Source organism: Microbacterium sp. M4A5_1d (assembly GCF_053345465.1).
Map to the genome: position 1 here is coordinate 41300 of NZ_JBKFAD010000003.1, position 26153 is coordinate 67452.

Genomic DNA, 26153 nt, shown 5'->3' on the forward strand with positions numbered 1-26153 from the left:
CCGCGCCGGAACGGCGACGGCCCCGGGCAGCGCGCCCGGGGCCGTCGTCTCGATCAGCGAGGTGTCGCGGCCTAGTGATCAACCGCCTTCTCCGCGCCATGACCGGTCAGAGAACGCACCTCCATCTCGGACGCCTTCACCGGGTCCTCCCGCCGCCGCTCGGTGACCGAACCCAGCCAGCCGAGGAAGAAGCCCAGCGGGATCGACACGATGCCCGGGTTGTTGAGCGGCCAGATCGCCGTGCCGACGTTCTTGAACACGCTGGTCTCGGTGCCCCAGAACACGGGCGACAGGATGATGAGGATGATGGCTGCCGCCAGGCCGCCGTACATGCTCCACACCGCGCCACGCGTCGTGAACTTCCGCCAGAAGAGCGAGTAGATGATCGTCGGGAGGTTCGCCGAAGCCGCGACAGCGAAGGCGAGGGCCACCAGGAACGCGACGTTCTGTCCCTGCACGCCGATGCCGCCGACGATCGCGAGGATGCCGATCACGATGACCGTGCGGCGAGCGACCTTGACCTCGCCGTCGGGCGGCACGTTCCCCTTCTTGACGACGTTCGCGTAGATGTCGTGCGCGAACGACGCCGCCGCCGTGATCGTGAGGCCCGCCACGACCGCGAGGATCGTCGCGAAAGCCACCGCCGAGATGAAGCCGAGCAGCAGGGGGCCCCCCAGTTCGAGGGCGAGCAGCGGAGCAGCGGAGTTGACCCCGCCGGGCGCCGAGGCGATGCGCTCCGGACCGACGAGCGCGCCCGCACCGTACCCGAGCACGAGGGTGAGGAGGTAGAAGAGGCCGATGAGCCAGATCGCCCACACCACCGAGCGACGGGCCTCTTTCGCGGTGGGCACCGTGTAGAAGCGCATGAGGACGTGCGGCAGACCCGCCGTTCCCAGCACGAGCGCGACCGCGAGCGAGATGAAGTCCCACGGATTGGCGCCGTACTGCAGGCCCGGTCCGAGGATCGCCTCTCCCTTCGGCGAGGCGGCGACCGCGCTCTCGAGGAGCGTGTTGAGGTTGAACCCGTTGATCGCCAGCACCCAGATCGTCATGACGAGCGCGCCGCCGATGAGCAGGAACGCCTTGACGATCTGTACCCACGTCGTGCCCTTCATGCCGCCGATCAGCACGTAGACGATCATCAGCACGCCGACGACGGCGACCACGATCGACTGGCCGACCTGCTCGGTGATGCCCAGCAGCAGTGAGACCAGACCGCCCGCTCCCGCCATCTGCGCGAGCAGGTAGAAGAAGCACACCGCGAGCGTGGTGATGGCGGCCGCCATCCGCACCGGCGTCTGCTTCAGCCGGAACGACAGCACGTCGGCCATCGTGAACTTGCCGGTGTTGCGCATGAGCTCGGCGACGAGCAGCAGCGCGACGAGCCAGGCCACGAGGAATCCGATCGAGTACAGGAACCCGTCGTATCCGTTGATCGCGATCGCGCCGCAGATGCCGAGGAAGGATGCCGCCGACAGATAGTCGCCCGCGATCGCGAAGCCGTTCTGCGGTCCGGTGAACGAGCGGCCCGCGGCGTAGTAGTCGGCCGCGGTCTTGTTGTTGCGGCTGGCACGGATGACGATGAACAGCGTCACCGCGACGAATGCGCCGAAGATCGAGATGTTCAGCACCGGATTGTTGTCGACGGTCTCCCCCGCCGCGACGACGGCCGCCCCCAGGCCGTTCACCGCTTCCCAGAATCCGTTCACGATCCGGCCTCCTGTCGCTCGAGATCGTTCCGGATCGCCGACGAGATCGGGTCGAGCTTGTGGTTGGCGTACCAGACGTAGCCCATGGTGATCGCGAAGGTCGTGACGAACTGGCCGAGCCCGAACAGCAGACCGACGGTGATGTCACCCCAGACACGCTGCGCCATGAAGTCGGTCGCGAACGACGACAGCAGCACATAGACGAAGTACCAGACGAGGAAGACGATCGTCAGCGGCCATACGAAGCTGCGGTGCTTGCGCTTGAGTTCCCGGAACGGCGCCGACTCCTCGACGGCGACATAGTCCACTCCGCCGGGAGGCGGCGAGTGGGTGGGCGATGCGGTCATGTGGCCTCCTTGCCTCATGGTGAGCAGCTCTCCAGCGGTCGTCGTCGTCGAGCGACCGCGATGGTAGGGTCGACGCTACGAAAGGCGGCAACGAGGCCGTCACCCCCGGAAGTAGGTAGTGCGTGACGGCACTGGCGGTACCCGAGAACGACGCGCAACTGGTCTCCCGCGCGGTCGACGACCTCGCGCGCAGCACACGCTTTCCCGTCGTCTTCGGCGGCCTCGAGAGCCAGGGCTCGGTTCACGTCACCGCGATCGCCGGAGCGCGGTCGCATTCCATCGACGATCTGGTGGTGCGCGTCGGCCGCGGGCTGGGCGGCGCCGCGATGGTCGAACGGCGTCCGCGGCTCGCTCTCGACTACCGCACCGCGCGCACCATCACGCACGACTACGACCGGGCCATTCTCGGCGAGGGCATCGCCACCCTCTTCGCCGTACCGATCGTCACCGAGGGCCGGGCGCGCGGGGTGCTGTACTGCGGCTCCTGGTCGCAGGCTCCGGTGGGCGACCTCGTGGCGCGTCCGGCGTTCCGAGCGGCTGACGCGATCAGCACCGAGCTGCGCATCCGCGACGAGGTGCAGCGCCGGCTGGCGCTGGCGCCGGCACCCGAGTCCGCGGCCGGCCTCTCCCCCGCCGCGCGAGAGGACCTACGCGAGAGCTTCGCCGAGCTGCGCAGCATCGCCGCGACGATCGACGACGCCGACCTGCGGGCACGGCTGGCGGCGATCGAGCGCCGCCTCACCACAGTTGCGGGCGACGGGGCGGCGTCGGCGAAGGATGCCGAGGTGCAGCTCTCTCCGCGGGAGCTCGACGTTCTCGCCTGCTGCGCCCTCGGCTCGACGAACGCGGAGATCGGCGCGGCGCTGAGCCTCAAAGAGGGAACCGTGAAGTCGTACCTCCAGGCGGCGATGGCCAAGCTCGACGCGTCGACCCGTCATGCGGCCGTCGCGCGCGCGCGGCGTCTCGGCCTGCTGCCCTGACCGCGGATTCAGGCGGCGATGCGCAGGCCGGCGACCTGCTCGGCGATGACGGCGCCGTACTCCGTGATCATCCGGTCTCGACCCAACCGGTCCCGAGCGGCGAGCGCGGCGCCTCCGAACGCAACGCGCTCCTCGACGGCACGACCCCAACCGGCCGCGATCGCATCCGGGTTGCGCGGGGTGACGATGCCGATCCCCTCGACGAGACGGGCCGCGTCGCCGACATCCGTCGTGACCGGTACCGCACCGCTCGCCACCCCCTCCAGCAGGCACAGGGGGGCCGCCTCACCGAACGCGCTCGTAAGTGAGACGACGTCCGCGGCGCGGTAGATCGCGGGCATGTCGTCACGGATGCCGAGAGCATGGATGCGGTCGCCGCCGATGACCTCCAGCAGCTCCGTGAGACGGGGGTTCTCGCGCGTCATCCCCGCTCCGCACATGACGTAGTGCGCATCGGGCACGAGCGCTCGATGCGCGGCGACCGACCGCAGGAACAGCTCGGGATCCTTCATCGCGTCGAACCGAGCCGCATAGGCGACGACGACCGCCCGGTCGGGGATGCCGAGCTCACGCCGCACGCGGTCGCCCCCGCGGGTGACCGACGGCTCGAAGCGCGAGAGGTCGATGCCGTTGTCGACGACATGACGCTGCGTGTCGCCCAGGACCGACGCGTAGGCGGCATCCGTCGACCGCGCGCATGACACCGCCGCCGTGACGATCCCACGACGGACGCTCTCACCCAGCCACTCCAGAGCATCGCCCGAATGCTCCGGGTCGGACCGGTGCAGGCATGTCACGACAGGCCGGTCGGGCAGCATCATCGCCTCGTCGAGAGCGAGCAGGAGTCCGAGCGGCTGCTCTTTGAGGGTGAGCACGACGTCGGCCGCGGCGATAGCGCGCGCCGCGGTGCGCAACTGCCGCGAGGAGAAGGCGTGCGGCGCGTGCGGCACCGGCCCCGCCGTCTTTCCCAGAGACGTGATCCCGATGCCCGAGGCGCGCAGCGCCCGATACCGCGGGTCGCCGGCCATGTGCTGGACGGTCGACTCGCGCCGCGCCCGCGACGCGATGGCGAGCACGCTGTGGTGCTGTTCGCCCCGCGCGTGGAGGCCGGCGACGACATCGCTGTGCAGGATTCGAGCCCCGCCGGCGAAGAAGCCCTCGGTGAGGGAGAGGACGCGAAGCGGAGCGCTCATTCAGGACCTTCGGGATCGACGCGGCGGGTGCGATCCATCGTGCGGCAACGCCCGCCCGCGGCGAGTGAACCGCGGACGAGCGTTGCGTGAACGAACGGCGCCGGACGCCGGTCCCGAGAGCCGGGCTCAGAGGATGGGCTTGCCTCCCGTGACCGCCAGACGTGCGCCCGAGATGTACGACGCTTCGTCCGACGCCAGCAGCACGTAGGCCGAGGCGAGCTCGGCGGGCTGCCCGGCGCGTCCCAGCGGCGTCTGCTCGCCGAAGCTCTCCACCGCATCCGACGGCAGGGTCGCCGGGATCAGCGGGGTCCAGATGGGCCCCGGGGCGACGCTGTTCGCGCGGATGCCGCGCTCGCCCAGCATCTGCGCGAGCGATGCCGTGATGCTCGCGATGGCCGCCTTCGTCGCCGCGTAGGGCAGGAGGTTGGGCGAGGGCTGGTCGGACTGCACCGAGCTCGACCCGATGATCGACGACCCCGGCCCCATGTGCGGCAGCGCAGCCTTTGTCAGGTGGAAGTACGCGTCGACGTTCGTCGCCCACGTGAAGTCCCACTCCTCGTCGGGGATCTCCTCGAGCGTCTCGCGGTTCATCTGGAAGGCGGCGTTGCTGACCAGGATGTCGATCCCGCCGAGCTCTTCCACGGTGCGGCGGACGACCTCACGGCAGTGGGCCGGGTCGGAGATGTCACCCGGGATGAGGACGGCGCGGCGCCCGGCCTCTTCGACGAAGCGCTTGGCCTCTTCGGCATCCTCGTGCTCGTCGAGGTAGCTGATGGCGACATCCGCTCCCTCGCGGGCGTAGGCGAGCGCCACAGCCTTGCCGATGCCGCTGTCGCCGCCGGTGATGAGCGCGCGCTTGCCGGCGAGCTTCCCGGAGCCGCGGTAGGTCTCCTCGCCGTAGTCGGGCTTCGGCACCATCGCCTGGTCGGTTCCCGGGACGTTCTGCTGCTGGGGTTCCATGGTCATCCCTCTCTGTCGTCGAACGGTGCTTCTACCCGATCCCCCTCAGCCGTCGGATTCACGGGGCTTGACACGAGAGGGCCGAGTCCGGCATCGCGCGACCGTGCGGGGCCGCCTCAGTCGACGCCCCGCGAGCGGGCGATGGCCGCAGCGGGGGCGATGCCGCCGTCCCGCCAGACCGCGCCGTGGCCGGGCAGCACGAGGTGTGCACCCGTCTCGGCGAGCAGCGAGAGCGAGTCCAGCGCCTCGTCGCTGTGCGCCGTGGCCGCGCGAGCGACGACCCGCGGACCGGTGCGTCCCGTGTACGGATCGAGGGTGACCAGTGCGTCTCCGGTCAGCAGGATCCCGGCCGATTCGAGCAGGAACGCGCAGTGTCCGTCGGTGTGGCCGGGTGTCGCGATCGGAAGGATGCCGCCCGCGAGCGGGATGGAGTGTCCGGGCACGATCGACGGATCGGTCCGCACGCCCTTCACCCCGAGCGCTCCCGCGCCAACCATCCTCGCCAGGATCGGGAGCGCCGCCGGGTAGCGGAAGGGATACGGGAACCGGGCGGCCTCGTGCGCATAGCGGTATGGATGCCGCGCCAGCTCCTCGTCGCCGGGGTGGACGTCGGCGACGAGGTGGTGCTCGTCTGCGAGGCGCTCGCACATCCCCACGTGGTCGAAGTGGCCGTGGGTGAGCAGCAGCGCGTCGATGTCGGACGGGTGGGCCCCCACGGCCGCGAGGGCCTGTTCGAGGAGCGGCCACATGCGCGGAAGTCCCGCGTCGATCAGGACGAGCCCGTCATCGGACGCCACGAGGTAGGCGTTCACTCCGCCGCGGGCGAGTTGATACACGCCCTCGGCGACCTCGGACACGCGCGGTCGGTGATCGATCATGGCTCCCCTTCCGGTCCCGCCCGATGATCCGCGGGGGCTAGGAGGAGCGCGCGGGGCTTGACAGATCGATCGGCCGTCACCCGCCGCGCGGGCGTGATGGTTGCACCGAGCCCGGGAGGAGTCAAGGCCCGTGGCGTGCGCGGCGGGCCCGACGTACGTTCGCGGCGCCGGCGCACTCGGCGTTCGGCCGATCCCCAGGAGGCGAGATGTTCTTTCATCGACAGGAACTGCAGTTCGAGGCCCGTCCGGAGAAGCCCGACGCGATCTTCGCGCGACGGATGCAGGAGGTGCTCGGCGGCCAGTACGGCGAGATCACCGTGGCCATGCAGTACGGGTTCCAAGCCTGGAACGCCCACATCCCGGGCAAGTACCGCGACCTGCTCTACGGCATCGGGGCGGAGGAGTTCGGCCACGTCGAGATGCTCGCGATCATGATCGCGCAGCTGCTCGAGAAGGCCCCGGCCGAGCAGTCCGAGGCTGCGGCGAAGTCCGACCCCGTCCTCGGCGCCGTCATGGGCGGCATGGATGTGCAGTCCGCGATCGTCGCCGGTGCCGGTGCGCGCCCGGTCGACTCGAACGGCAACCCGTGGCAGGGCTCGTACATCACCGCGAGCGGGAACCTGCTCGCCGACTTCACGGCCAACGCCAACGCCGAGATGCAGGGCCGTGTGCAGGTCGCGCGGATCTACCACATGACCGACGACAAGGGGGTCCGGGACATGCTCTCGTTCCTCCTGGCGCGCGACACGATGCACCAGAACCAGTGGATCCGCGCGGCGCAGGAGCTGCGCGAAGAGGGAGTGGAGGACATCCCCGTGCCGTCGAACTTCCCGCTCTCGAACGAGGCGCGCGAGCACGCGTACAAGTACATCAACTTCTCCGACGGTGCCGCGGCAGCCGAGGGCTCGTGGGCATCGGGTCCCACCCCCGACGGCAAGGGCGAGTTCACGTACCTCGACGGACCCGACACCTCGGTTCCGATGCCCCCGCCCACGCAGCCGGACCCCCGGTTCTACGGCACCGACGCGAAGCCGAACCTCCTCGACAAGGCCGAGGGCGTCATCCGCGACAAGCTCTGATCCTCGCCCGATGCAAGGGATTTCACTCGACACCCCGATCGGATGCCGTTCCGGCCGGGGTGTCGATGGTGATCCCTTGCATCGGCGCGCGCCGTGGCCCGGGCGGGCGGGCGCTTAGTCGGCTCTGAAGCCCGAGAGCTTGTGCGTGCCGTCGCAGAACGGCTTGATCGCGCTCACGCCGCACCGGCAGAGAGCCATCGTGCGCCGGTTGCGCGGGATCGGGTTGCCCGCGTCATCGAGCAGCTCCACGTCGCCCCGCACGAGCAGCGGCCCGTCGGGGCACGCGGTGATGGTCACGGATGCACCGCGGTGCTCGCTCATCGTGTCTCCTTCTTCCGTAGCGTTCTCATGCTGTTCGCCGCTTTCCGCAGTCGCGTGCCCCGGTAGGGCACCCCGCCGCGCAGGCGCAGAGACAGCGCCACCCAGCTCGTCACGCCTCGCTCGACGACCCAGGGGACGGCCCACAACGCATCCATCCGCCCGAACACCCCATGGCTCCCGTCGCGGCGGCGCCCGGCCTCCGCGACGGCGATGACCGCCACCACGGCGAGCGCGAGTGCTGCCGGTCGCCGGCGCAGCGCGAGGACGAGCGGAACGACTGCCAGCTCCACCGCGAGCCGAGCGGGCTGCGCGAGGCTGTCGTACGCCTGGCGCACCCGCTGCTCGCCGAAGCGGCCGGCAGTCGCGGGCCGGCGCGCGACGAAGATGTCGCGTGCGATGCGACGGCGGCCGCCGCGGGCGAGGATCGTGCGTTCGAGCTCGAGGTTCTCGAAGAGGACGTCGGTGTCGTATCCGGGGCGTCCGCGGGCGGTCCGCACGGCGACGGTTCCGGAGAAGTCTCCCCCGAAGGCCCGGTTGATGAGGGTTCGGCCCGTATCCCAGCGGGCGTGCCACGGGCGGGGTCGCTGCCAGATGTTCTGAGGCCGCACGATGTCGGCATCCGCCAGCGCCGCAACCACCCGTTGCAGCGCGCCGTCGTCGTACCGGACGTCGTCGTCGGCGATCACGGTCACCGGATGCCGGGCGAGGAGAAGCCCCGTCATCGCTCCGCGTGCCTTCCCATTGCGGCCGGGGACCGACGGCGGAACCACCCGCACGACGTCCCAGTCTCGGCGGTGGGCGGCGAACAGGTGCGCGGGCGAGCCGTCGACGACGGTGACGTCGACGCGACGGGCGAGCCAAGCGAGGTACTCCCCCAGCTCGGCCTCATCGGCCCGATGGGTCTCGTCATCCCAGCGCAGCGGCAGAACGTACTCGACGTCCCCGCGCATCACGCCGTGAGGTCGGGAAGAACGCCGCCGCGGAGCGCGCTGCGCCCCGCCTCCCAGGCGGCAAGCACATGGTCGCCCACGAGGTCGTCCATGACCAGGCATGCGCGGGCGCCGAAGAGGATGTCGGGCAGCAGGTCGGGCTCGTCCTCGGCGAGGGATCCCGCGAGGTCGCGGCCGGCGATCTGCTCGTGCACGGCGTCGGCCTCGACGTGCTCGTCGAAGTACCACGTGACGTCGGTCCCGAATCCGAGGCGGCGGAAGCCGTCACCGTAGGAGCGATTGGGGATCGACGAGGTCATCTCGAACGCCGCGAGGTGACCGACGATCGCGCCGCGCAGGCGACGGTGGAGCCCGAACAGCGACATGGCGTTGTGGCTGGCGAGCACGACGGCGGGCACCATGTCGATGTACGCGCCGTACGTGTCGTCGAGGCCCGCGCCGCGCACGCTCTGGGCGAAGATCGTCGCGTGCACGCGTGCCGGGTCACCGCCGCCGTACTCGTCGGACTGGATCTCGACGAGCGCCGCCTTCGAGCGACCGCTGAGCCGCGGGATCGCCCACGAGTGCGGGTCCGCTTCGCGCAGCGTGTAGACGGTGCGGAGGATGAGGAACTCGCGCAGCTGCTCGAGCGAGGCCTTCTTCGCGACGTATCGCGACATGCCGGGCCCCGCGGTCGGGGCGGTCAGGTCGAACAGCCAGCGAGCGACGGCGTCACGGTCGGGCTCGTGCGGGTCGATGACCTCGGCGGAATCACGCAGGGCCGCTTCGAAGGCGCGCTCGATGCGGCCGCGCGCGGCGATGAGCGACGGCTCCCATTCCCACGAGGCGTCGAGGCCGGGCAGCGAGCCGTAGTGGAGGGCGTACATCAGGAACAGGGCGAGCTGCAGATCATCGTCGCGGAGGATGTCGCCCGTCTCGGCGAGCGCGCGACCGACGATCTCGGGAGCATCGACGGGCAGACCGCTCGTCGCCGGTGCGACGAGCACCCGCTGGAGCATGGCGCTGACAGGTCCCCTCGAGCAGAACGGCAGGGGGTCGGCGACGCCGAGATCGATCGGGACGGTCTCGATGGTGGTGCTCATGGGGCTCCTCGGGGGTGACAGCCGTGACCGTACGTGCCCCGCGCGGCATCCTTCGAGCGGGTTGACCGGCATCATCCGCGTATGCAAGCTCACCTCACGGAACGGGCGCGACGCGCGCGGACGATAGCGCGCAGTCGTCGGCTCGTCCAGCCCGTGGGCCGTCGCCGGGCTGCGGCCGCATCGTGGCGGCACCGTGTCCGCTCGAACTCCGGCAGAGAGGCGATCGATGAAAGCCATGACCTATCGCGGACCGTACAAGGTCCGCGTGGAAGAGAAGCCCGATCCGCGCATCGAACACCCCCATGACGCGATCGTGCGGGTGACGCTCGCGGCCATCTGCGGCTCGGACCTGCACCTCTATCACGGCATGATGCCCGACACCCGGATCGGTCACACCTTCGGCCACGAGTTCATCGGCGTCGTCGAACAGCTGGGCGGTGCGGTGACGAACCTCGCCGTCGGCGACCGGGTCATGGTGCCGTTCAACATCTACTGCGGATCGTGCTACTTCTGCGCACGCGGGCTGTTCTCGAACTGCCACAACGTCAACGCCAACGCGACCGCGGTCGGGGGCATCTACGGCTATTCGCACACGGCGGGCGGATACGACGGCGGTCAGGCCGAGCGCGTGCGTGTTCCCTTCGCGGATGTCGGACCCACCGTCATCCCGGATTGGATGTCGGACGAGGACGCGCTCATGCTCACGGACGCCTATTCGACGGGTTACTTCGGCGCCCAGCTGGGGAGCATCGTCGAGGGCGACACCGTCATGGTGCTCGGTGCCGGGCCGGTGGGTCTCGCGGCGGCGCAGTCGGCCTGGCTCATGGGTGCGGGGCGGGTCATCTCGTTCGACCACCTCGACTACCGCCTGACCAAGGCGCGCGAGTTCGCGCACGCCGAGACGGTGAACATCTCCGAGCACCGCGACGTCGTCGTCGAGATGAAGCGGATGACCGACTACCTCGGCGCCGACGTCGTCATCGATGCCGTGGGTGCCGAGGCGGACGGCAACGTCACCCAGCACGTCACCTCTGCCAAGCTCAAGCTGCAAGGCGGCTCGCCCGTCGCCCTGAACTGGGCCATCGACGGGGCACGCAAAGGCGGATCGGTCTCGGTGATCGGTGCGTACGGTCCGTTGTTCAGCGCGGTGAAGTTCGGCGACGCCCTCAACAAGGGACTCACGCTGCGGATGAACCAGGCACCGGTCAAACGGCAGTGGCCGCGCCTGTTCGAGCACATCCGTGCGGGGTACATCTCGCCGAGCGACATGATCACCCACCGCATCCCTCTCGACCACATCGCCGAGGGTTACCACATGTTCTCGTCCAAGCTCGATGACTGCGTGAAGACGGTCGTCGTCCCCTCGGAAGGCTGACCCATGACCTCGAACCGCTCTGACGTGCCGACCCCGTACACCGCGAGCGTGCCCCGGCCGGCGCCCGACCGCGCGGCGCTGCGCGCCCGCATACCGGGATGGGGCGTCGACCTCGATCCCGCCGACCGTCCCTCCGGTACCGTCGAGAAGATCGACGAGGCCGCCGCCGAGCGCGGGATGCCGCCGCGCCAGGGCCTCGACCCGCGCCGCGAGCGCTCGATCGAGCACGCCTTCCTCACCCCCGTCTACGGCACGGCGCAGCCGCTTCACGGACTGTCCGGTCGTATCCGCAGGCTCGGATACGACCGGTTCAGCGAGGGGCGCGCCGCGCACTGGCTGCTCCTCATCGCCGGCGATCGCGTCGAGGCGATCGGTGCGCATCTGCGTTCGTTCGCGACCACGCGGCCCGATAACCCGATCACCGAGACCGGTGTTCTGAGCGAGGCCCGGCGGCATCCGATCCGGTCGCGGTTCGGACGCGGCCGCGTCGATCAGCGCCACACCTGGCTCGACCCCGTTCTCGTCGCGGGCCCATGGGTGCTCGCCGTGTGGGGCGTGTTCCGCGTCGTGCGTCGCACAGTTCGGCGGAGCTAGCCCGGGCGGGCGGTCAGCGCCGCGGTGTCTCGGCGACGGTCGCCGGATCAGCGAGGGGTTCGAAGAGCGCGCCGTCACTCGGCGGCGTCTTCGCACCGCGACGGACGCGCGCGTCGGCGATGTCGGCGGACAGGCGCGCGGTCACCCGAGGCGCCAGCCGCGCACCGATGAGCGAGGCCCGTGCCTTCCAGCCGGCGGGCTGCGCGACCCGCGGGTGCAGGCCCGCACGAAGGATGGCGTCGACGACCGGTTCCGGCTCATCCATGAGCGGCATCCGCAGCGCCCGGCCCGCGTGGTTGCCCGCGTGCCGCCAGAAGGGTGTCCGCACGGCCCACGGCAGCACGGCAGCCACCGCGACGCCTGAGACTCCCGTGAGCCGGAGCTCCTGCTGCAACGTCTGGGTGAGGCTGAGCAGCCCGGCCTTGGTCGCCGCGTACGAGGCCTGGTAGGCCAGGGGCACGACGCTCTCGACCGAGGCCGTGTTCACGAGCACGCCGGATCCCTGCGCGATGAATCGACGAAGCGCGACGTGCGCTCCGCGCATGGCCCCGATGAGATTCGTCTCGACGACGCGGACGTGCTCCTCGATCGGGACGTCGCCGAACAGGCCGATCGTGCCGACGCCGGCGTTGTGCGCCCAGACGTCTATGCGCCCGAACACCGTCTCCGCCTCGTCGGCGAGGCGCTCGAGGTCGCCCGCACGCGAGACGTCCCCGACCACGGCATGAGCTCGTCCGCCGGAATCCCGGATGCGCTCGACGAGGCTCGTCAGCGCGTCCGGTCGCCGGGAGAACACGACGACGGCCGCTCCGAAGCTCGCCGCGCGCAGGGCGACGCCTCGCCCGATGCCCGTCGAGGCCCCCACGACGACGACGGTAAGCCCGGACAGGTCGGCGAGACGCGAGGAAGCAGCCATGCTCGAAGCATCACCGCCACCGCGCTCACAGCGATGCCCGTTGCGCCCGGTGCTCCCAGGCGCTACGGGCATCGCCGTAGGCGCACTGGTCAGCGGTCGGTACGCGCGTCCTCGGCGGCCTCTTCGGCCTCGGCGCCCTCTTCCGGCGACTCGGAACCGGCCGAGGCCGCTTCGTTGTCCTCGTGCTGGTGCTCGTCGTCTCGTCCGTGGTGGTCGGCACTCATCTGGCTTCTCCGATCGGCTCGTGTGGCGCCCCCGACTGCGGAGGCACCTCCCACTCTGCACGCGGATCGGATGGCGCGAACCGGGCTTGCACCGGGAGCGGATGCGTGCGAGCCGCACCGCTCCCGGAAGCCGCGGTCAGTCGCGCGTCTCCGAGCGGTGGCGGGGCTTGCGAGCCGGCCGGTCGTCGCGGTCGCTGTCACGGTCGCGGTCACGCGGTCGGTCGTCACGGTCGAAGCGGCCGCGCGAGCTGCGGCTCGGGCCGCCGGTGTCGACGCGGATCTCGATCGCCTTGCCCGAGATGCGGGTGTCGGCCAGGCGGTCGAGCGTCGACTGGGGCATGTCGGACGGCAGCTCGACGAGCGAGAAGTCGGGACGGATCTGGATCGCGCCGAAGTCGCCGCGGCTGAGACCGCCCTCATTCGCGAGCGCCCCGACGATCTGACGGGGCTCGACGCGGTGGCGCTTGCCCACCGCGATGCGGTAGGTCGTCATGTTCGGGTTGCTCGCACGCGGGCGGCGTTCCGGCCGCCCGTCGCGGTCGTCGCGGTCGAACGAGCGCGGGGCACGGTCCTCGCGCGGCGCGCGTGCGCGCGGCTCGGGGTCGGGCTCGAGCAGCAGCGGGGTCTCGCCCTGCGCGACCACGGCGAGCGCGGCGGCGACGTCCACTTCGGGCACATCGTGGTGACGGACGTAGTGGGCGACGATGTCGCGGAACCGCTCGATGCGGTCGGTGTCTTCCAGCGCAGCGGTGATGCGGTCGTCGAAGCGCGACAGGCGCGTGACGTTGACCTCGTCGACGCTCGGCAGCTGCATCTGCGTGAGCGGCTGGCGCGTCGCGCGCTCGATCGCGTTCACGAGCCCGCGCTCGCGCGGCGTGACGAAGCTGATCGCGTCACCCGTGCGGCCGGCACGCCCGGTGCGGCCGATGCGGTGCACGTACGACTCGGTGTCGGTCGAGATGTCGAAGTTGACCACGTGCGAGATGCGCTCGACGTCGAGGCCGCGGGCAGCGACATCCGTGGCGACGAGGATGTCGAGCTTGCCCGACTTCAGCTGGTTGACGGTGCGCTCGCGCTGCACCTGAGCCACGTCGCCGTTGATGGCGGCGGCAGAGTAGCCGCGGGCGCGCAGCTTCTCGGCGACCTCCTCGGTCGCGCTCTTCGTGCGGGCGAAGACGATCATCGCCTCGAAGTTCTCGACCTCGAGGATGCGGGTGAGCGCATCGATCTTCTGCTGATACGACACGATCAGGTAGCGCTGGGTGATCGTCGAGGAGGTCGTCGTTTTCGACGCGACCGTGATCTCCTCGGGGTCGTTGAGGTACTGCTTCGACATGCGGCGGATGGCCGCCGGCATCGTCGCGGAGAACAGGGCGACCTGCTTGGTGTCCGGGGTGTCGGCGAGGATCGTCTCGACGTCCTCGGCGAAGCCCATCTTGAGCATCTCGTCGGCCTCGTCGAGCACGAGGTACTTCAGCTCGGACAGGTCGAGCGTGCCCTTGTCGAGGTGGTCCATGATGCGGCCGGGGGTTCCGACGATGACGTGGACTCCGCGGCGCAGCGCCGAGAGCTGCACGCCGTAGCCCTGACCGCCGTAGACCGGGAGGACGTGGACACCCTTCGTGCGCGACGCGTACTTCTCGAACGCCTCGCAGACCTGCAGCGCGAGCTCGCGGGTCGGGGCGAGCACGAGTGCCTGCGGGGTCTTCTGGGTCAGGTCGAGCCGGTCGAGGATCGGCAGCGCGAAGGCCGCGGTCTTGCCGGTGCCGGTCTGTGCGAGGCCGACGACGTCGCGTCCCTCGAGGAGCGTCGGGATGGTCGCGGCCTGGATCGCCGACGGGGTCTCGTAGCCCACGTCGGAGAGCGCCTTGAGAACCTGCTCCCCCAGCCCGAGGTCGCGGAAAGTGATGACGGGCGGCTCGTCGACGGACTCGGGTACAGACTGTTCAGCAGAAGTGGACACGCTTCAGGGTAGTCCGCCTCTGCCGAGATCGCATGATCGACCCGGCGCGACCGAGCCCGGTGCCCTAGCCTCGAAGCAGGTCGACGGACTCGAGGGGGTATCGATGCCGGAGTGGTTGCTCTTCACCATCGCCGCGGTGGTCTTCTCGATCGCGGCGACGTGGCTCGCCAAGCGGGCGCTCGAGGCACGTGTCGGCTGGGTACGCGGTCCTGTCGTCTCCCTCATCGTCTTCGTCGTCTTCGGGCCGCTCGGTGTCTGGGTTCTGCGCGGAGCGGGAGTGCTGCAGGAGGAGGGCGGCCTGGTCACCGATCAGCCGGTCGCTTTCGGCTTCGTGCTGCTCGTGCTCGCTTGGCTGTTCGCGATCGTCCTCATCGCCCTCATCACCCTCGAGCTCATGTGGCCGGCGCGTCCGCCGGTCGGTCCCGTCACCTACGTCCGCGAGGCATTGCACCGCCGCCGCCGGGCGGTGAGGTACGCGCGTATCGTCGCGATCGCCTCGCGTCACGGCCTCGGCGGGATGCGCAGCGAGTCGGCGCGTGCCGAACTGCCCCGGGCGCTCGCAGCCACCCTCGACGATGCCGGTGTCACCTTCGTCAAGCTCGGCCAGATCCTGTCCACCCGCAACGACCTGCTGCCCGCCGAGATCACGAGCGCGCTGGCGTCCCTGCAGATGGACACGACGCCCATCCCGTGGCACGAGGCGAAAGCAGCGATCGAGAAGCAGCTGGGCCGACCGCTCGAGCTGGTCTTCGCCGGCATCGACGAGACGCCGCTGGCAGCGGCATCCGTCGGTCAGGTTCACAGCGCACGGCTGAAGGACGGACGCGCCGTCGTGGTGAAGATCCAGCGTCCGAAGGCGCGCGCCCAAGTCGCGACCGACCTCGACATCATCGAGCGTGCCGCCGCCGACCTCGAGCGACGCACGACGTGGGCGAAGGATGTCGGCGCCTCGGCCCTCGCCGCACAGTTCGCCGTCGCCCTGCGCGAAGAGCTCGACTACCGTGTCGAGGTCGCGAACATGCAGATGCTGCGCGACTCGATGACGGCAGCCGACGCTCGCGCGGTGCGGATCCCGGACGTCTTCCCCGACCTCTGCACGGAACAGCTGATCGTCATGGAGCACGTGCAGGGCATTCCGTTCAGCCGGCTGCCCGAGCCCGACAGCGACGCGCCCGGCGCTGTCGCGCCCGCGGAGGCGACGCGCATCGCCGACGCCGTGCTCGACGTCATCGTCGGGCAGATCGCACTGCGGGGGGTCTTCCACGCCGACCTGCATCCGGGCAACCTCATCCTGCAGCCCGACGGGATCGTCGCCCTCATCGACTTCGGGTCGGTCGGGATCATCGAGCGCAGTATGCGGCGCCTTCTGCTGCCGATGCTCGTGGCATTGCACAACGAGGACGACTCCGGCGCAACGGATGCCGTCCTGATGCTCGTGAAGCCGCGCGGCGACGCCGAGCTCGATGTCGGAGCACTTCAGCACGACATCGGCGTCATCCTCACACGACTGCACAACTCCACCTCCGACCAGCATCTCTTCACCGCGCTGATCGAGGTGCTCCGGCGCCACCGACTCGCACTCCCGCCCGGTCTGCTGCTGGGGTTCCGGACGCTCGGCGCGATCGAGGGGACGCTGCGGCGCCTCGATCCCGACTACGACATGATCAAGCGCGCGCTCACTCGGGCCCCGCAGTACGCCCTGCACATGGGCGATCCGCGCTCGGCGGCGATGACCGCTCAGGTGCAGCTGCAGCTCGGGCTCGAGCGAGCGCGTGAGCTGCCCCGCCGCGTGGACGGCATCCTCAGCGACCTCGAGTCGGGCCGCCTCACCGTACGACTCCGCGCTCTGGAGTCCCCCGACGACCGCTCGTGGGTCGAGTCGCTCACCGGACGCCTCACCACGACACTCGTGGGAGCCACCCTGGTCATCGTCGGCGTCATGATGGGCGTCGTCCAGCACGGTCCACTGCTCACCGAATCGGTGTCGGTGTTCCCGTTCCTGGGTAGTGTGGTCGGGCTCGGCGGCCTTCTGCTGCTGCTGCGTTCGCTGCGTTCGGCGCTCGTCCGTCGCGATGGAAGGTGACCCATGAAGATCCGCGATCTCGTCCACTTCGTCGCGGCCGCCGATGCCCTGCACTTCCCGCGCGCTGCGGAGAAGCTCGGAGTGTCGCTTCCCGTGCTGTACTCGTCGATCGACCGCCTGGAAGAAGAGGTCGGACATCCGCTGTTCACGAAGGACGGCGGCAAGCCGCGCCTGACCCCGGCCGGCACCCTCCTGCTCGCCGACGCCCGAGCCGAGGTCGCCGCGGCGCCCGCGCCGGCTGTCGCGCCGAAGCAGAAGGCGTCGGGCGGTGGAAAGGCCAAGGCGTCGAAGGGCTCGGGTCGCGCCCCCATCGTCAAGGGACAGCCCAAGCCGTACAAGAAGCGTCAGGGACGCTGAGGCCTCAGCCGCGGGTGGCGGCAGTCTCGGGTGCGCTGTTCCCGGTGCGCGACTGCGGCTGCGGGGACCAGCGGAACAGGTCGATGAGACGCGCGAGCGCAGGAACGCGGGCGAGCAGAAGCAGCAGGCCGTAGCCGAGGGCACCGCCGGCGACGTTCGAGAGGAAGTCGTTGATGTCGGCGATGTGTCCGCCGGCGAAGTACGCCTGCGCCGCGAGCTGCAGCGACTCCACGGTCAGGCTCGTGATCGCCGCCGCACCCACGACCTTCAGCCACGTCGGCCGGGCGAGCATGAGCGGAATCAGGATGCCGAGCGGCACGAAGACGAGCATGTTCATCAGCGCGTCGTCGAGCTCGTAGTCGGCGAACGGGATGAGCGCCAGCCCCGGCGTCCACGGCACCCCCGAGTCGGGCTTGTCGAGGAAGATCGGGAAGATCGTGTTGCCCACGATGCCCGCCGCGTAGACGGCGACCGCCGCGGCCACGGCCGCACGAGGCAGCGAGAAGCTGCGCCGAGCCCACAGCACGGCCAGGAGCACGGCGAAGACCACGATGCCGAAAGGGATGACGACGGGAAGGACCGGTAGTTCGGCGAAGGGACTGCTCATCATCGTCGACGCTATCGCGCCGCCGCCCCACGCCCGGACGGCGTGCCTCACCGCACGCGCGGGTCGATGAGGAACTTCATCGTGTCGGGGTCGGAGTTGCGCCTGAAGAAGTCGGCGAGGTCATCGAGACCGCCGCGTGCGGTGACGAGGTCATCCACGCGCACGGCACCCGAAGCGACCAACTGGATGGCGAGCGGCCAGGTGTCGACATAGCGGAAGAGCCCCTCGACGACGAGCTCGCGACTCTGAAGCAGGAAGAGGTCGAGGTCGACCGTCGCTGATCCCATACCCACGAGGACGGCGCGACCGGCGCCGCGGAGCGAACGCAACCCGGCGGCGATCGCCGCGCGGGCGCCGGACGCGTCGATGAACGCGTCCATCCGCCCGTCGAGTGTCGCCACCTCGGCGGGCTCCAGCACCCGCGTCGCCCCGTGCGTGAGTGCGACCTGTCGACGAGCGTCGACCGGATCGACCACCACGACCTCGGCAGCGCCGAACGCGCGCGCCGCGGCGCCGGTCAGGATGCCGATGGGACCGGCACCGGCCACCAGCACCCTCGAGCCCGGCACCACCCCGGCCTTGCGAACGGCGGCGATGCCGACCGACAACGGCTCGACCAGCGCGCCCTCGTCGTCGCTCATCGTCTCGGGCAGCGGGTGCGCCGCGTCGCCGGGAACCGCCAGGTAGCGCGCGAACGCGCCGTTCTCGGGCGGCGCCGAGGGGAACCGCATCCGCTCGCACAGGTTCGTACGCCCCGCCCGGCACGCGGGGCACCAGCGACAGGGACGCTGCGGATCGATCGCGACCCGCTCACCGATCCGGTTCGCGTCGGCCGGAGAGGCGACGGCGGCGATCACCCCGGCGGCCTCGTGTCCGAGGATGAGAGGACTCTCGACGACGAGATCGCCCACCCGGCCGTGCTCGAAGAAGTGCACGTCCGACCCGCAGAGCCCGACGGCAGTGAGCTCGACGAGCACGTCGCCCGGTTCCATCACCGGTACCGGCATGTCGCGGACCTCGAGACGACCCGGCGCGACCAGCACGCTCGCCATCATGCGATCGGGGATGCTGCTCATGCGTGCACCCGCTGACCCGCAGATCCGGTCGTCGGCGCTTCTGCGGGAGGCGCGTCGAACTCCTCGTCGTAGCGGGCGAGCGCCGCGGAGAGGTCGTCGGCCCGGCGGCCCGCTGCCTCAGCCGGGTCGAGCGAGAACAGCAGCGTCTCGGGTAGCGACGTCGCGAAGTAGTCGACGCGCGCGGGAGCAGAGCGCAGCTCGGTCACCCGCGCCGCGACTCGCGACCGCAGGGCGGCTGCAGCACCGTCGTCGCCTCGGGCACGGGCGGCCCGCGCCCCGTCGAGCGTGTCGGCGTCGACCTCCGCCGCTGCCGCTTCCACCATCGCCGCCCGCCACGCGTCATCGGCCGCCGCCGCTTCACCCGCATCCGCTCGAAGCCGCCCGAGCCGCAGCCACAGGGCGGCCCGGCTGTCGAGCAGGTGCCAGGCCTCGCCGAGCGATCGCGGAGCGTCGAGCGCGTGCTCGAGGATGGCCGCCGCCTGCGCGGCATCCGGCTCCACCTCCGCAGCGCGCGCGATCGACGCCCGGGCGAACGCGCGGATCGCGACGCCCTCGCCGCCTTCCCACGGCTGCAACGGACGGCTGAGCAGCAGGTCGATGGCCTCGGCGGGTCGCCCGACCATCGTCAGCAGGTCGGCCACCGTCACGAGGAGGTCATCACGCACGATGAGCCGGTCGCGGTGCGGCTCGAGCCTGGCCAACCGGGCGGCTGCGGAGATGCCGCGCCGCTGCGCGAGCTGGTCGAGCTCGAACCAGAGCCGGGGGTCGTCGCTCACCTCGACGGCCCGGTCGTACAGCACGGCAGCCGCGTCGAGGTCGCCCTCGACCTCCGCCGTGGCCAGCGCGGCGTTGCGCAGCAGCACGCCGTCGCGCGTCGCATCGTCGAGCGCAGCACGCCACTGGACCAGCGCGTCGGCTCGGCGTCCGCGGTCGTAGAGCCACATGCCGAGCAGCGATCGGGCACGCGCATCCGTCGGATCCGCGGCCACGGCAGCGTCGAGAGCGTCGTAGGCGTCGAGGCCCGCGGGGAACACCCAGTCGGCCGGTGCGCACTGCGCGCGACGGCGCGCCTCGGCCGCGGCATCCGTCTCACCCGCCTCGGCGAGCACACGCGCCCGGACGTACTCGGCGACCGGGGCGACGCCTCCCGTGCCGGCCGCCGGGCTCGCGGCCGCGGCGGCGAGCACGGCGAGCGCGTCGTCGCGCTCCCCCGCGCGGGCGAGATCACCCGCGAGATCGAGCAGCACGAGGCCGTCGTCGGGAAGCCCGCACCCACCGAGGGAGGCGGTGAGCACGTCGAGCCGATCGCTTCGCCCGAGGTCGGCGAGCTCGGCCTCGGCTTCGGCCTCGCGGCCGAGGCGACGCAGCACGATCACCCGCAGGTTCCGTGCGAGCGGGTCGTCCGACCCGTGACGCAGCGCATCGTCGAGGCGGCCGAGCGCGGCGAGGTCGCGCCCGGCTCGCGCGTCGAGCAGAGCCATCTGCAGGCTGGCGGGGTGGGCCCACCGCACATCCCACGCGGCCTTCGCGAACGCGTCGTAGGCACGCTCGTCGTAGCCGCGACGCCTCTCGACGAGTCCGAGGCGGTAGTGCGCCTCACCGTCGGCGGGGTTCGGGTTGCGGAAGGTCAGCCGGTCGACGGCGGCGCGCAGGTATGCGGCGGCGTCGTCGTACTCACCGCGGCCGTAGGCGGAGGCGCCGAGCGCCGTGTTCGAGCGCGCGTCGCCGGGGTCACGGCGGAGCGCCTCTTCCCAGTACGGCTCGGGATGCCGCGTCGGGTGGCGGTACTGCGCGAGGTGGACGCCCGTGAGGTACAGCTCGTCGGCTGAAGCGATGTCTGCGGGCAGCGGCGGCTCGGTCGCAACGGCAGGCTCGGGCGCGCCGTCGTCGTCGGAGCGCGGCCGCCAGCGGATGAGCTCGCGACCGCCGTCGTGGACGACCACCTCGACATCGGTGCCCCCGATCCCCTCAGCGCACTCGATCGACTCGATGAACGGCCGGCCCGGCCCGAGGTCGATGACGCGCTCGTGCGTGTCGGCCCCCGCGGTGATCCGCACCCGGGCCGCGCGCACGGCCCCGGTGACGGCGACGCCGACGTGCACGCGCCCCGCTTCGAGACGCACCGAGACCGCAGCATCCTTCGTCGCCTGGTGCGCCGCGCCGATGCCGGTGATCGGGAACCAGAACTGCGAGAACGTCTTCACCTCGCCGGGTGCGAGGTAGGCGAAGTCGGGCTGGTTGTCGGTGTACACGCCGGCCATCAGCTCGACGTAGGGGCCGTCGCCATCGGTCAGCTGGTCGTCCCAGGCGTGGCCGAAGGGGGCATTGCCCCACGTCCACTGCTTCTTGCCCGGTGCGATGCGGCGGTCCGCCCAGTGCACGAAGCCCGCACCGGCGGCATGGTCATAGCCGCCGAAGAAGTCGTCGCGCGTCTCGACCACCATGTATGACGTCGGCACGGGGATGTTCCCGTAGTAGTCGATGCGGTCGGCATCGGGGTGGGCGGCGTCGACCCGCGCCGGGTAGTCCACGCCGTAGTACGGGCGGTCGGCCCGGGGAAAAGCCGTGACGGCACGACGAGCGTGATCGGCGACATAGCGGACGTCGGTCGGGAAGAACGACTGGTAGTCCTCGTGAGCCCGGGCCGCGACGTTCGCCCACCACAGGAACGTCTGCGGCACCTCGGTGCGGTTGTGCAGACGGGCCCGCAGCTCGATCAGCGAGCTGTCGGGGCGCAGGCGGATGCCGTGGGTGCCGCGCATGCGCGCGAAGGGGTCGTGATCCGACATCCAGACGGTGACCGCCCCGTCGGGTTCGCGCTCGATCCAGCTCTCCATCGGCAGGAAGGTCGCGGGCCGGTGGTGCTGCGGCCAGTTGAACTCGACACCCCCCGACACCCAGGGCCCGGCGAGCCCGACGAGGGCGGGCTTGATGACGTTGTTCCGATAGAAGAAGTCGTAGTCGGCGCTCTTGTCGTAGCCGATGTGAATGCGGCCGCCGAGCTCGGGAAGCAGCACCAGCCGGATCCAACGGTTCTCGAGGTGCACGGCCCGCCAGTCACGGTCACGCGGCTCGGCGGCGATCCGCTCGGTGAACGGCAGCGGGTACACCCGCCCGCTCGACCCCTGGTAGACCCGACGGTCGAAGAACATCGGGAGCTTCTCCGGTTGCGCCGGCTCGTACGTGGGGATCGTGAGTGGCTGCTCCCAGACGGCCACGCCGCCGTCGTCGAGCGTCGCCTGCTCGTCCGCGGGCGGCTCGGGAAGACGCAGCGAGGATGTCGAGGTCGAATGCATGCCTCCAGCGTCGCCGAGCGAGCGCGGCCGCAACATGGCGGAAGCGGCCGTGCACCTGGACGATCCGCCGATATGCCAGGATGACGATCATGGCCATCTCAGACGGTTTCGCGGGCGAACGCCTGTGCGTCGTGCCGGCGCCGGCCATCACCGCCGCGCTCCAGCGCCCCGTGACCCGGCGACTCGTCGTGACCGATGCCGGCTGGTTCCCGCACGCCGCAGATCATGGCCGCACCCGCGAGCGCGGCATCCGCACGACGATCGTCATCGTGTGCACGGCCGGCGCCGGATGGCTCGAGATCGCCGGCACACGCCACCGCGTGCCGGCCGGGACCGCGGTGGTGATCCCCGCGCGCACGCCACACGCCTATGGCGCGGATACCGATGACCCCTGGACGATCTGGTGGTGCCATGTCGTCGGCTCCGACGTCGACGACCTCACCGCGGCGATCGGCACGACGGCCGCGCGCCCGATCGTGCGACTGCATAGCGTCGAGCGCGCGGTGTCACTGCTCGACGAGATCGTGCGCGGGCTCGAACGCGACCAATCGCCGGTGCGTCTGGTCGCCGTCACGGGCGCAGCGTTCAAGCTCATGACGCAGCTCGCGTCAGACCAGGCGCTTCCCGAGCGCGGCGACCCGCTCGAACGCGCGATGACGTTCCTGTCCGAGCGGCTCGACAGCGCGGTGCCGGTCAGCGAGCTGGCCGCGCTCGTCGGGGTCTCGGCATCCCATCTGACGTCGCTGTTCCGGCGCGCGACGGGAGGCGGCGTCCTGGCCTACCACACGGGCCTCCGCATGACGGCGGCACGCACCCTTCTCGAGCGCACCGACCGCACCGTCGGCCAGATCGCGACCGAGGTGGGTTACAGCGATCCGTTCTACTTCTCGCGGCACTTCCGACGCGTGCACGGGATGAGCCCGAGCCGCTACCGGGAGGACCGTCGCGGATGACCCCGCTCAGCTGCGGTCGCGCGTGGCTGTCGTCGGCGCCGCGAGGATCTCGGCGTTGAGGCGTCGCTGCCACGCGACATCCGACCACTGCGGATGATGCGGCGCCGCGTTCGAGCTGAGCACCATTCCCCACACCCCGTGCTCGAGCGCGGTGCGTACACCGTGCTCGGCGAGCTCCGTTCCGACCGGCCCGTCTTCGAAGTCGGCCCGGAGCGGGGTGTAGCCGACCCACCCCTCCCCTACGACAGCGGGGATGCCGCGGCGCCGCGACCACGCGGCGAGCGCCGTCACCCGCGACCCGATCTCGCGCAGCATCTCTTCGCGGTAGAGCCCGTAGTGGTTGTAGAGCCAGCGGTCCCAGAGGTCGGGGTCGACCCAGTCGTACCCGTAGATCTGCTGATCGGTGATGACGGTAGCCTCGAACTTCCAGTCGGCGGCGCGGCCGTACTCGGTGAACGTGGGCGCGTCGTCAACCAGCAGCGCTCGCATGGCCGCGCCGGGGAAGCCCTCGGTGCCTTCGGAGCGGATGTCGATGCGCCGCTGCAGCGCGTCGAGCACGCCGTAGGCGTAGACGTGCAGCTGACCGACCTGGAACCGCTCGGAGAGTCCCGCGAGGTCGAGGAAGGGGGCCTTGCCGTAGCTCGCGGTGACGAGGTGACCGGGGTGCGCGGCACGCACCTGGTCGAGGGCGGCATCCCCGCCGTCGGCGAACGCGGGGACGATCGAGAAGTCGACCTCGTTGTGGAGCTCGGCGAAGGCGATCGTGTCGCCCAGACCCGCGGCCTCGATCTCATCGAGCATCCGAATCGTCGCCGTCGCCAACACGTCGTAGCGCTCGGCGAGCGGCACGGCGTCGATCGCGCGGAACCAGCGCTCGTCCGCCGCGAACGCCGGTGACTGCTGGTACTCCCAGCTCGCGAGGATGACGACGATGCCGCGTTCGCGGGCACCGCGCAGCAGATCGAAGAAGCGCGTACGGAGGTCGAGCCGGTAGCCGCCGGGCACGTCGTACCAGCGTGTTCCGTTGCCGAACACCTCACCGTGCGGCGAGCGCCCGAGCCCCTCGATCTCGAGGTCGCTCGCGAGGTCGTCGAGCCCGAGACCGCCGAACAGCAAAAGCGGCGCCGCGCAGATGCGGATGGCGTTGTAGCCGCGGTCGACCGCTTCGTCGAGCGCAGCGCCGAGGTCGGCGTAGGGCTCGCCCGCGCCGGCTCGCGTGTACCAGGAGAAGTCCCACAGCGTGATCGTGAGGCGCGGCGGCAGGTGGGCGGGAACGGCGCCCGTCAGCGCCCGGGTGTCGGGGGCGGGATCGTGGCCGGAGCCGAGATAGCGGGTCATCGGGTCATCCCTTCGTCGCGCCGGCGGTGAGACCGGCTCGCCAGAATCGTTGCAGAGCGGCCATGACCACGATGAGCAGCACGGCCGAGACGGCGGCTCCCGTGACGACGAGCTCGTAGTACAGGGGTGCGCGCTGCGTCTGACCGTTCCAGAGCATGAGCCCGAGGGTGACCGGGAACGTGCGGGCGTCGTTGAGCATGACGAGCGGCAGCAGGTAGTTGTTCCAGATTCCCACGAACTGGAAGAGGAACACCGTCACGAGGGCCGGGGCCATCATGCGGGTGGCCATGGTCGCGAAGATGCGCACGTCGCCGGCGCCGTCCAGGCGCGCGGCCTCGATGACCTCGTCAGGCACGCCCGCGGTGGCGTAGATGCGGCAGAGGTAGACGCCGAAGGGGCTGACGATGCTCGGCAGCAGGAACGACCAGTACGTGCCGGTGAGGCCCACCGCATTGAACATGAAGTAGGTCGGCAGGGCGATCACCGTCGCGGGAACGAGGACGCCGCCGAGGATCATCGCGAACACGGCCTCGCGCCCGGCGAAGGCGTACTTCGCGAAGGCGTAGCCCGCCGCACCACTGAGTATCGTCGCGATGAGTGCGCCGAGCCCCGAGTAGAACAGGCTGTTGAGCAGCCACTGCGTATAGATGCCGCGATCGGTCGTGAAGAGGTTCTGGAGGTTGGTCAGCGGCTGCGGTGAGTCGCTGAACCAGAGTCCGAACGAGCCGAACAGGTCGGCGTTGCTCTTGGTCGCGGCGAACAGTACCCACACCACCGGCAGCGCGAAGTAGACGAGAGCGGCGACGAGCACGGCGAGGGTCGGCAGCGATCCCCAGAACCCCGCGCCCGGTCCCCCGGTGCCGCCGCGGCGGGCCGTGCGGCGATCGCGACGAACGGATGCCGCGCCGGTGGTGACCGAGCGGGTGGATTCGGTGACGGGTGCGATCACCATGCGCGATTGCCCTTCCGGTTGACCAGCCGCAGGAAGACGAACGAGAACACGAAGGCGATGACGGCCACGATGACAGCCATCGCGGCGGCGAGGTTCGGATTGCTCTGCGTGAACGCCTGGTTGTAGGCGGCGAGGTTCGGCGTGTAGTCGGTGTTGATGGCGGTCGTGAGCGGCCGCAGCACCAGGGGTTCGACGAAAAGCTGCAGCGTGCCGATGATCGTGAACACCGTGGTCAAAACGAGCGAGGGACGCAGCAGGGGGAGCTTGATCTCCCACACGATGCGCCACTCGCCCGCACCGTCGATGCGCGCGGCCTCGTACAGATCGGCGGGCACCGCCTGGAGCGCCGCGATGAGGACGAGCATGTTGTAGCCGGCGAACGTCCAGATGCCGATGTTCGCGATCGCGAACATGACGGTGCCCGATTCGAGCGGGGCGGCCGAGATGCCGAGGGCGGAGAGCCCCTGGAGGATCGGACTCGTGCTCGGCACGTAGAGGAAGCTCCACAGCAGCGAGGCGATGACGCCCGGCACGCCGTACGGCATGAAGAACGCGACGCGGAAGAACTGCGGCCAGCGTGCCCGGGTCGACTCCAGCAGCAGCGCGAGCACCGCCGAGAGCACGACCATCAGCGGCACCTGGATGAGCGCGAAGACGGCGATGCGCCCGAGGCTCGAGACGAACGCGGGGTTCGCCAGCGCTCGGACGTAGTTGTCGAGCCCGACGAAGAGCGTCTCCGGCGCGCCCAGTCCGAGGCCGCTCGCGCGCACCGAGAACAGGCTCTGCACGACCGCCCAGACGATGGGGGCGACGTAGAAGACGGCGAAGGCGAGGAGGAACGGGCCGAGCAGCAGCAACAGCGGCAGTCGGCTTCGGGTGGTGTGCATGCGATTCCCTTCGGGGCACGACCGGTCGGGGCG

Annotated in this window: 24 protein-coding genes; 7 read left to right on the forward strand and 17 right to left on the reverse strand. The window is 70.5% G+C overall.

The window, feature by feature from the left end; genetic code table 11:
* Nucleotides 1–71 precede the first annotated feature (71 nt).
* Together ACLBWJ_RS11985 and ACLBWJ_RS11990 are read right to left on the reverse strand one after the other, a co-directional pair.
* Nucleotides 72–1688: a solute symporter family protein gene (locus ACLBWJ_RS11985; protein ID WP_323987756.1), complete on the reverse strand. Its 1617-nt coding sequence runs from the start codon at nt 1686–1688 to the stop codon at nt 72–74.
* 17 nt (nt 1689–1705) lie between these two features.
* On the reverse strand, nt 1706–2056 hold the full coding sequence (locus ACLBWJ_RS11990) for a DUF485 domain-containing protein (RefSeq protein ID WP_112617029.1): 351 nt from the start codon (nt 2054–2056) through the stop codon (nt 1706–1708).
* 122 nt (nt 2057–2178) lie between these two features.
* Here ACLBWJ_RS11990 and ACLBWJ_RS11995 point away from each other — a divergent pair, with 122 nt between their 5' ends.
* Nucleotides 2179–3036, forward strand: coding sequence for a LuxR C-terminal-related transcriptional regulator (locus tag ACLBWJ_RS11995; protein ID WP_447660371.1), 858 nt, complete (start codon nt 2179–2181; stop codon nt 3034–3036).
* Nucleotides 3037–3044: 8 nt separating this feature from the next.
* Here the strand turns inward: ACLBWJ_RS11995 and ACLBWJ_RS12000 are convergent, their stop codons facing one another.
* The 3 genes from ACLBWJ_RS12000 to ACLBWJ_RS12010 form a co-directional block, all read right to left on the reverse strand.
* Complete coding sequence (locus ACLBWJ_RS12000; RefSeq protein ID WP_447660372.1) at nt 3045–4229, reverse strand: glycosyltransferase; 1185 nt, start codon at nt 4227–4229, stop codon at nt 3045–3047.
* Between the two features lie 126 nt (nt 4230–4355).
* The gene (locus tag ACLBWJ_RS12005; protein ID WP_114588288.1) at nt 4356–5195 is read right to left on the reverse strand and encodes an SDR family oxidoreductase; all 840 of its coding nucleotides are present in this window, start codon (nt 5193–5195) and stop codon (nt 4356–4358) included.
* 110 nt (nt 5196–5305) lie between these two features.
* Nucleotides 5306–6067, reverse strand: a complete 762-nt coding sequence (locus ACLBWJ_RS12010) for an MBL fold metallo-hydrolase (protein WP_447660373.1) — start codon at nt 6065–6067, stop codon at nt 5306–5308.
* Nucleotides 6068–6273: 206 nt separating this feature from the next.
* Here ACLBWJ_RS12010 and ACLBWJ_RS12015 point away from each other — a divergent pair, with 206 nt between their 5' ends.
* Nucleotides 6274–7146: a manganese catalase family protein gene (locus ACLBWJ_RS12015; RefSeq protein ID WP_112617034.1), complete on the forward strand. Its 873-nt coding sequence runs from the start codon at nt 6274–6276 to the stop codon at nt 7144–7146.
* A gap of 114 nt (nt 7147–7260) precedes the next feature.
* On the opposite strand, the gene ACLBWJ_RS12020 is transcribed toward ACLBWJ_RS12015, so the two are convergent.
* Genes ACLBWJ_RS12020 through ACLBWJ_RS12030 form a run of 3 tightly spaced genes read right to left on the reverse strand, consistent with a single transcriptional unit; the run spans nt 7261 to nt 9499 of the window.
* Nucleotides 7261–7467 (reverse strand): CDGSH iron-sulfur domain-containing protein, encoded by a 207-nt coding sequence (locus tag ACLBWJ_RS12020; protein ID WP_112617036.1) that lies wholly within the window; start codon nt 7465–7467, stop codon nt 7261–7263.
* Nucleotides 7464–8417, reverse strand: coding sequence for a glycosyltransferase (locus tag ACLBWJ_RS12025; RefSeq protein ID WP_447660664.1), 954 nt, complete (start codon nt 8415–8417; stop codon nt 7464–7466). The genes ACLBWJ_RS12020 and ACLBWJ_RS12025 overlap by 4 nt, the downstream gene beginning before the upstream one ends.
* Entirely contained in the window at nt 8417–9499 is a 1083-nt protein-coding gene (locus ACLBWJ_RS12030; RefSeq protein ID WP_447660374.1) for an iron-containing redox enzyme family protein, read from the reverse strand. Before ACLBWJ_RS12030 ends, ACLBWJ_RS12025 begins: the two co-directional genes overlap by 1 nt.
* 226 nt (nt 9500–9725) lie before the next feature.
* Between ACLBWJ_RS12030 and ACLBWJ_RS12035 the strand changes: the two genes are divergently transcribed.
* Together ACLBWJ_RS12035 and ACLBWJ_RS12040 are read left to right on the forward strand one after the other, a co-directional pair.
* The gene (locus ACLBWJ_RS12035) at nt 9726–10874 is read left to right on the forward strand and encodes a zinc-dependent alcohol dehydrogenase (RefSeq protein ID WP_447660375.1); all 1149 of its coding nucleotides are present in this window, start codon (nt 9726–9728) and stop codon (nt 10872–10874) included.
* A gap of 3 nt (nt 10875–10877) precedes the next feature.
* On the forward strand, nt 10878–11468 hold the full coding sequence (locus ACLBWJ_RS12040) for a hypothetical protein (protein ID WP_447660376.1): 591 nt from the start codon (nt 10878–10880) through the stop codon (nt 11466–11468).
* A gap of 13 nt (nt 11469–11481) precedes the next feature.
* On the opposite strand, the gene ACLBWJ_RS12045 is transcribed toward ACLBWJ_RS12040, so the two are convergent.
* The 3 genes from ACLBWJ_RS12045 to ACLBWJ_RS12055 form a co-directional block, all read right to left on the reverse strand.
* Complete coding sequence (locus ACLBWJ_RS12045; protein ID WP_447660377.1) at nt 11482–12384, reverse strand: SDR family NAD(P)-dependent oxidoreductase; 903 nt, start codon at nt 12382–12384, stop codon at nt 11482–11484.
* Between the two features lie 89 nt (nt 12385–12473).
* Nucleotides 12474–12608, reverse strand: a complete 135-nt coding sequence (locus tag ACLBWJ_RS12050) for a hypothetical protein (RefSeq protein ID WP_269268695.1) — start codon at nt 12606–12608, stop codon at nt 12474–12476.
* 136 nt (nt 12609–12744) lie between these two features.
* Nucleotides 12745–14571: a DEAD/DEAH box helicase gene (locus tag ACLBWJ_RS12055; RefSeq protein WP_447660378.1), complete on the reverse strand. Its 1827-nt coding sequence runs from the start codon at nt 14569–14571 to the stop codon at nt 12745–12747.
* Nucleotides 14572–14674: 103 nt separating this feature from the next.
* Here ACLBWJ_RS12055 and ACLBWJ_RS12060 point away from each other — a divergent pair, with 103 nt between their 5' ends.
* Complete coding sequence (locus tag ACLBWJ_RS12060) at nt 14675–16654, forward strand: ABC1 kinase family protein (RefSeq protein WP_447660379.1); 1980 nt, start codon at nt 14675–14677, stop codon at nt 16652–16654.
* Between the two features lie 3 nt (nt 16655–16657).
* Nucleotides 16658–17011 carry a helix-turn-helix domain-containing protein gene (locus tag ACLBWJ_RS12065; protein WP_112617045.1) on the forward strand — a complete coding sequence of 118 codons (354 nt, stop codon included), beginning with the start codon at nt 16658–16660 and terminating at the stop codon, nt 17009–17011.
* A gap of 4 nt (nt 17012–17015) precedes the next feature.
* On the opposite strand, the gene ACLBWJ_RS12070 is transcribed toward ACLBWJ_RS12065, so the two are convergent.
* Genes ACLBWJ_RS12070 through ACLBWJ_RS12080 form a run of 3 tightly spaced genes read right to left on the reverse strand, consistent with a single transcriptional unit; the run spans nt 17016 to nt 21990 of the window.
* Complete coding sequence (locus ACLBWJ_RS12070) at nt 17016–17618, reverse strand: VanZ family protein (protein WP_447660380.1); 603 nt, start codon at nt 17616–17618, stop codon at nt 17016–17018.
* A gap of 47 nt (nt 17619–17665) precedes the next feature.
* Nucleotides 17666–18694 (reverse strand): alcohol dehydrogenase catalytic domain-containing protein, encoded by a 1029-nt coding sequence (locus ACLBWJ_RS12075; RefSeq protein WP_447660381.1) that lies wholly within the window; start codon nt 18692–18694, stop codon nt 17666–17668.
* Entirely contained in the window at nt 18691–21990 is a 3300-nt protein-coding gene (locus ACLBWJ_RS12080) for a DUF5107 domain-containing protein (protein WP_447660382.1), read from the reverse strand. Before ACLBWJ_RS12080 ends, ACLBWJ_RS12075 begins: the two co-directional genes overlap by 4 nt.
* An 89-nt stretch (nt 21991–22079) precedes the next feature.
* Between ACLBWJ_RS12080 and ACLBWJ_RS12085 the strand changes: the two genes are divergently transcribed.
* On the forward strand, nt 22080–22943 hold the full coding sequence (locus ACLBWJ_RS12085) for an AraC family transcriptional regulator (RefSeq protein WP_447660383.1): 864 nt from the start codon (nt 22080–22082) through the stop codon (nt 22941–22943).
* Nucleotides 22944–22949: 6 nt separating this feature from the next.
* On the opposite strand, the gene ACLBWJ_RS12090 is transcribed toward ACLBWJ_RS12085, so the two are convergent.
* From ACLBWJ_RS12090 to ACLBWJ_RS12100, 3 genes are read right to left on the reverse strand one after another with little or no spacing between them, the layout of a single operon-like run.
* The gene (locus ACLBWJ_RS12090) at nt 22950–24281 is read right to left on the reverse strand and encodes a cellulase-like family protein (RefSeq protein ID WP_447660384.1); all 1332 of its coding nucleotides are present in this window, start codon (nt 24279–24281) and stop codon (nt 22950–22952) included.
* Between the two features lie 4 nt (nt 24282–24285).
* Nucleotides 24286–25233: a carbohydrate ABC transporter permease gene (locus tag ACLBWJ_RS12095; RefSeq protein WP_447660385.1), complete on the reverse strand. Its 948-nt coding sequence runs from the start codon at nt 25231–25233 to the stop codon at nt 24286–24288.
* Entirely contained in the window at nt 25227–26120 is an 894-nt protein-coding gene (locus ACLBWJ_RS12100; RefSeq protein ID WP_354450380.1) for a carbohydrate ABC transporter permease, read from the reverse strand. The genes ACLBWJ_RS12095 and ACLBWJ_RS12100 overlap by 7 nt, the downstream gene beginning before the upstream one ends.
* Nucleotides 26121–26153: the final 33 nt, after the last annotated feature.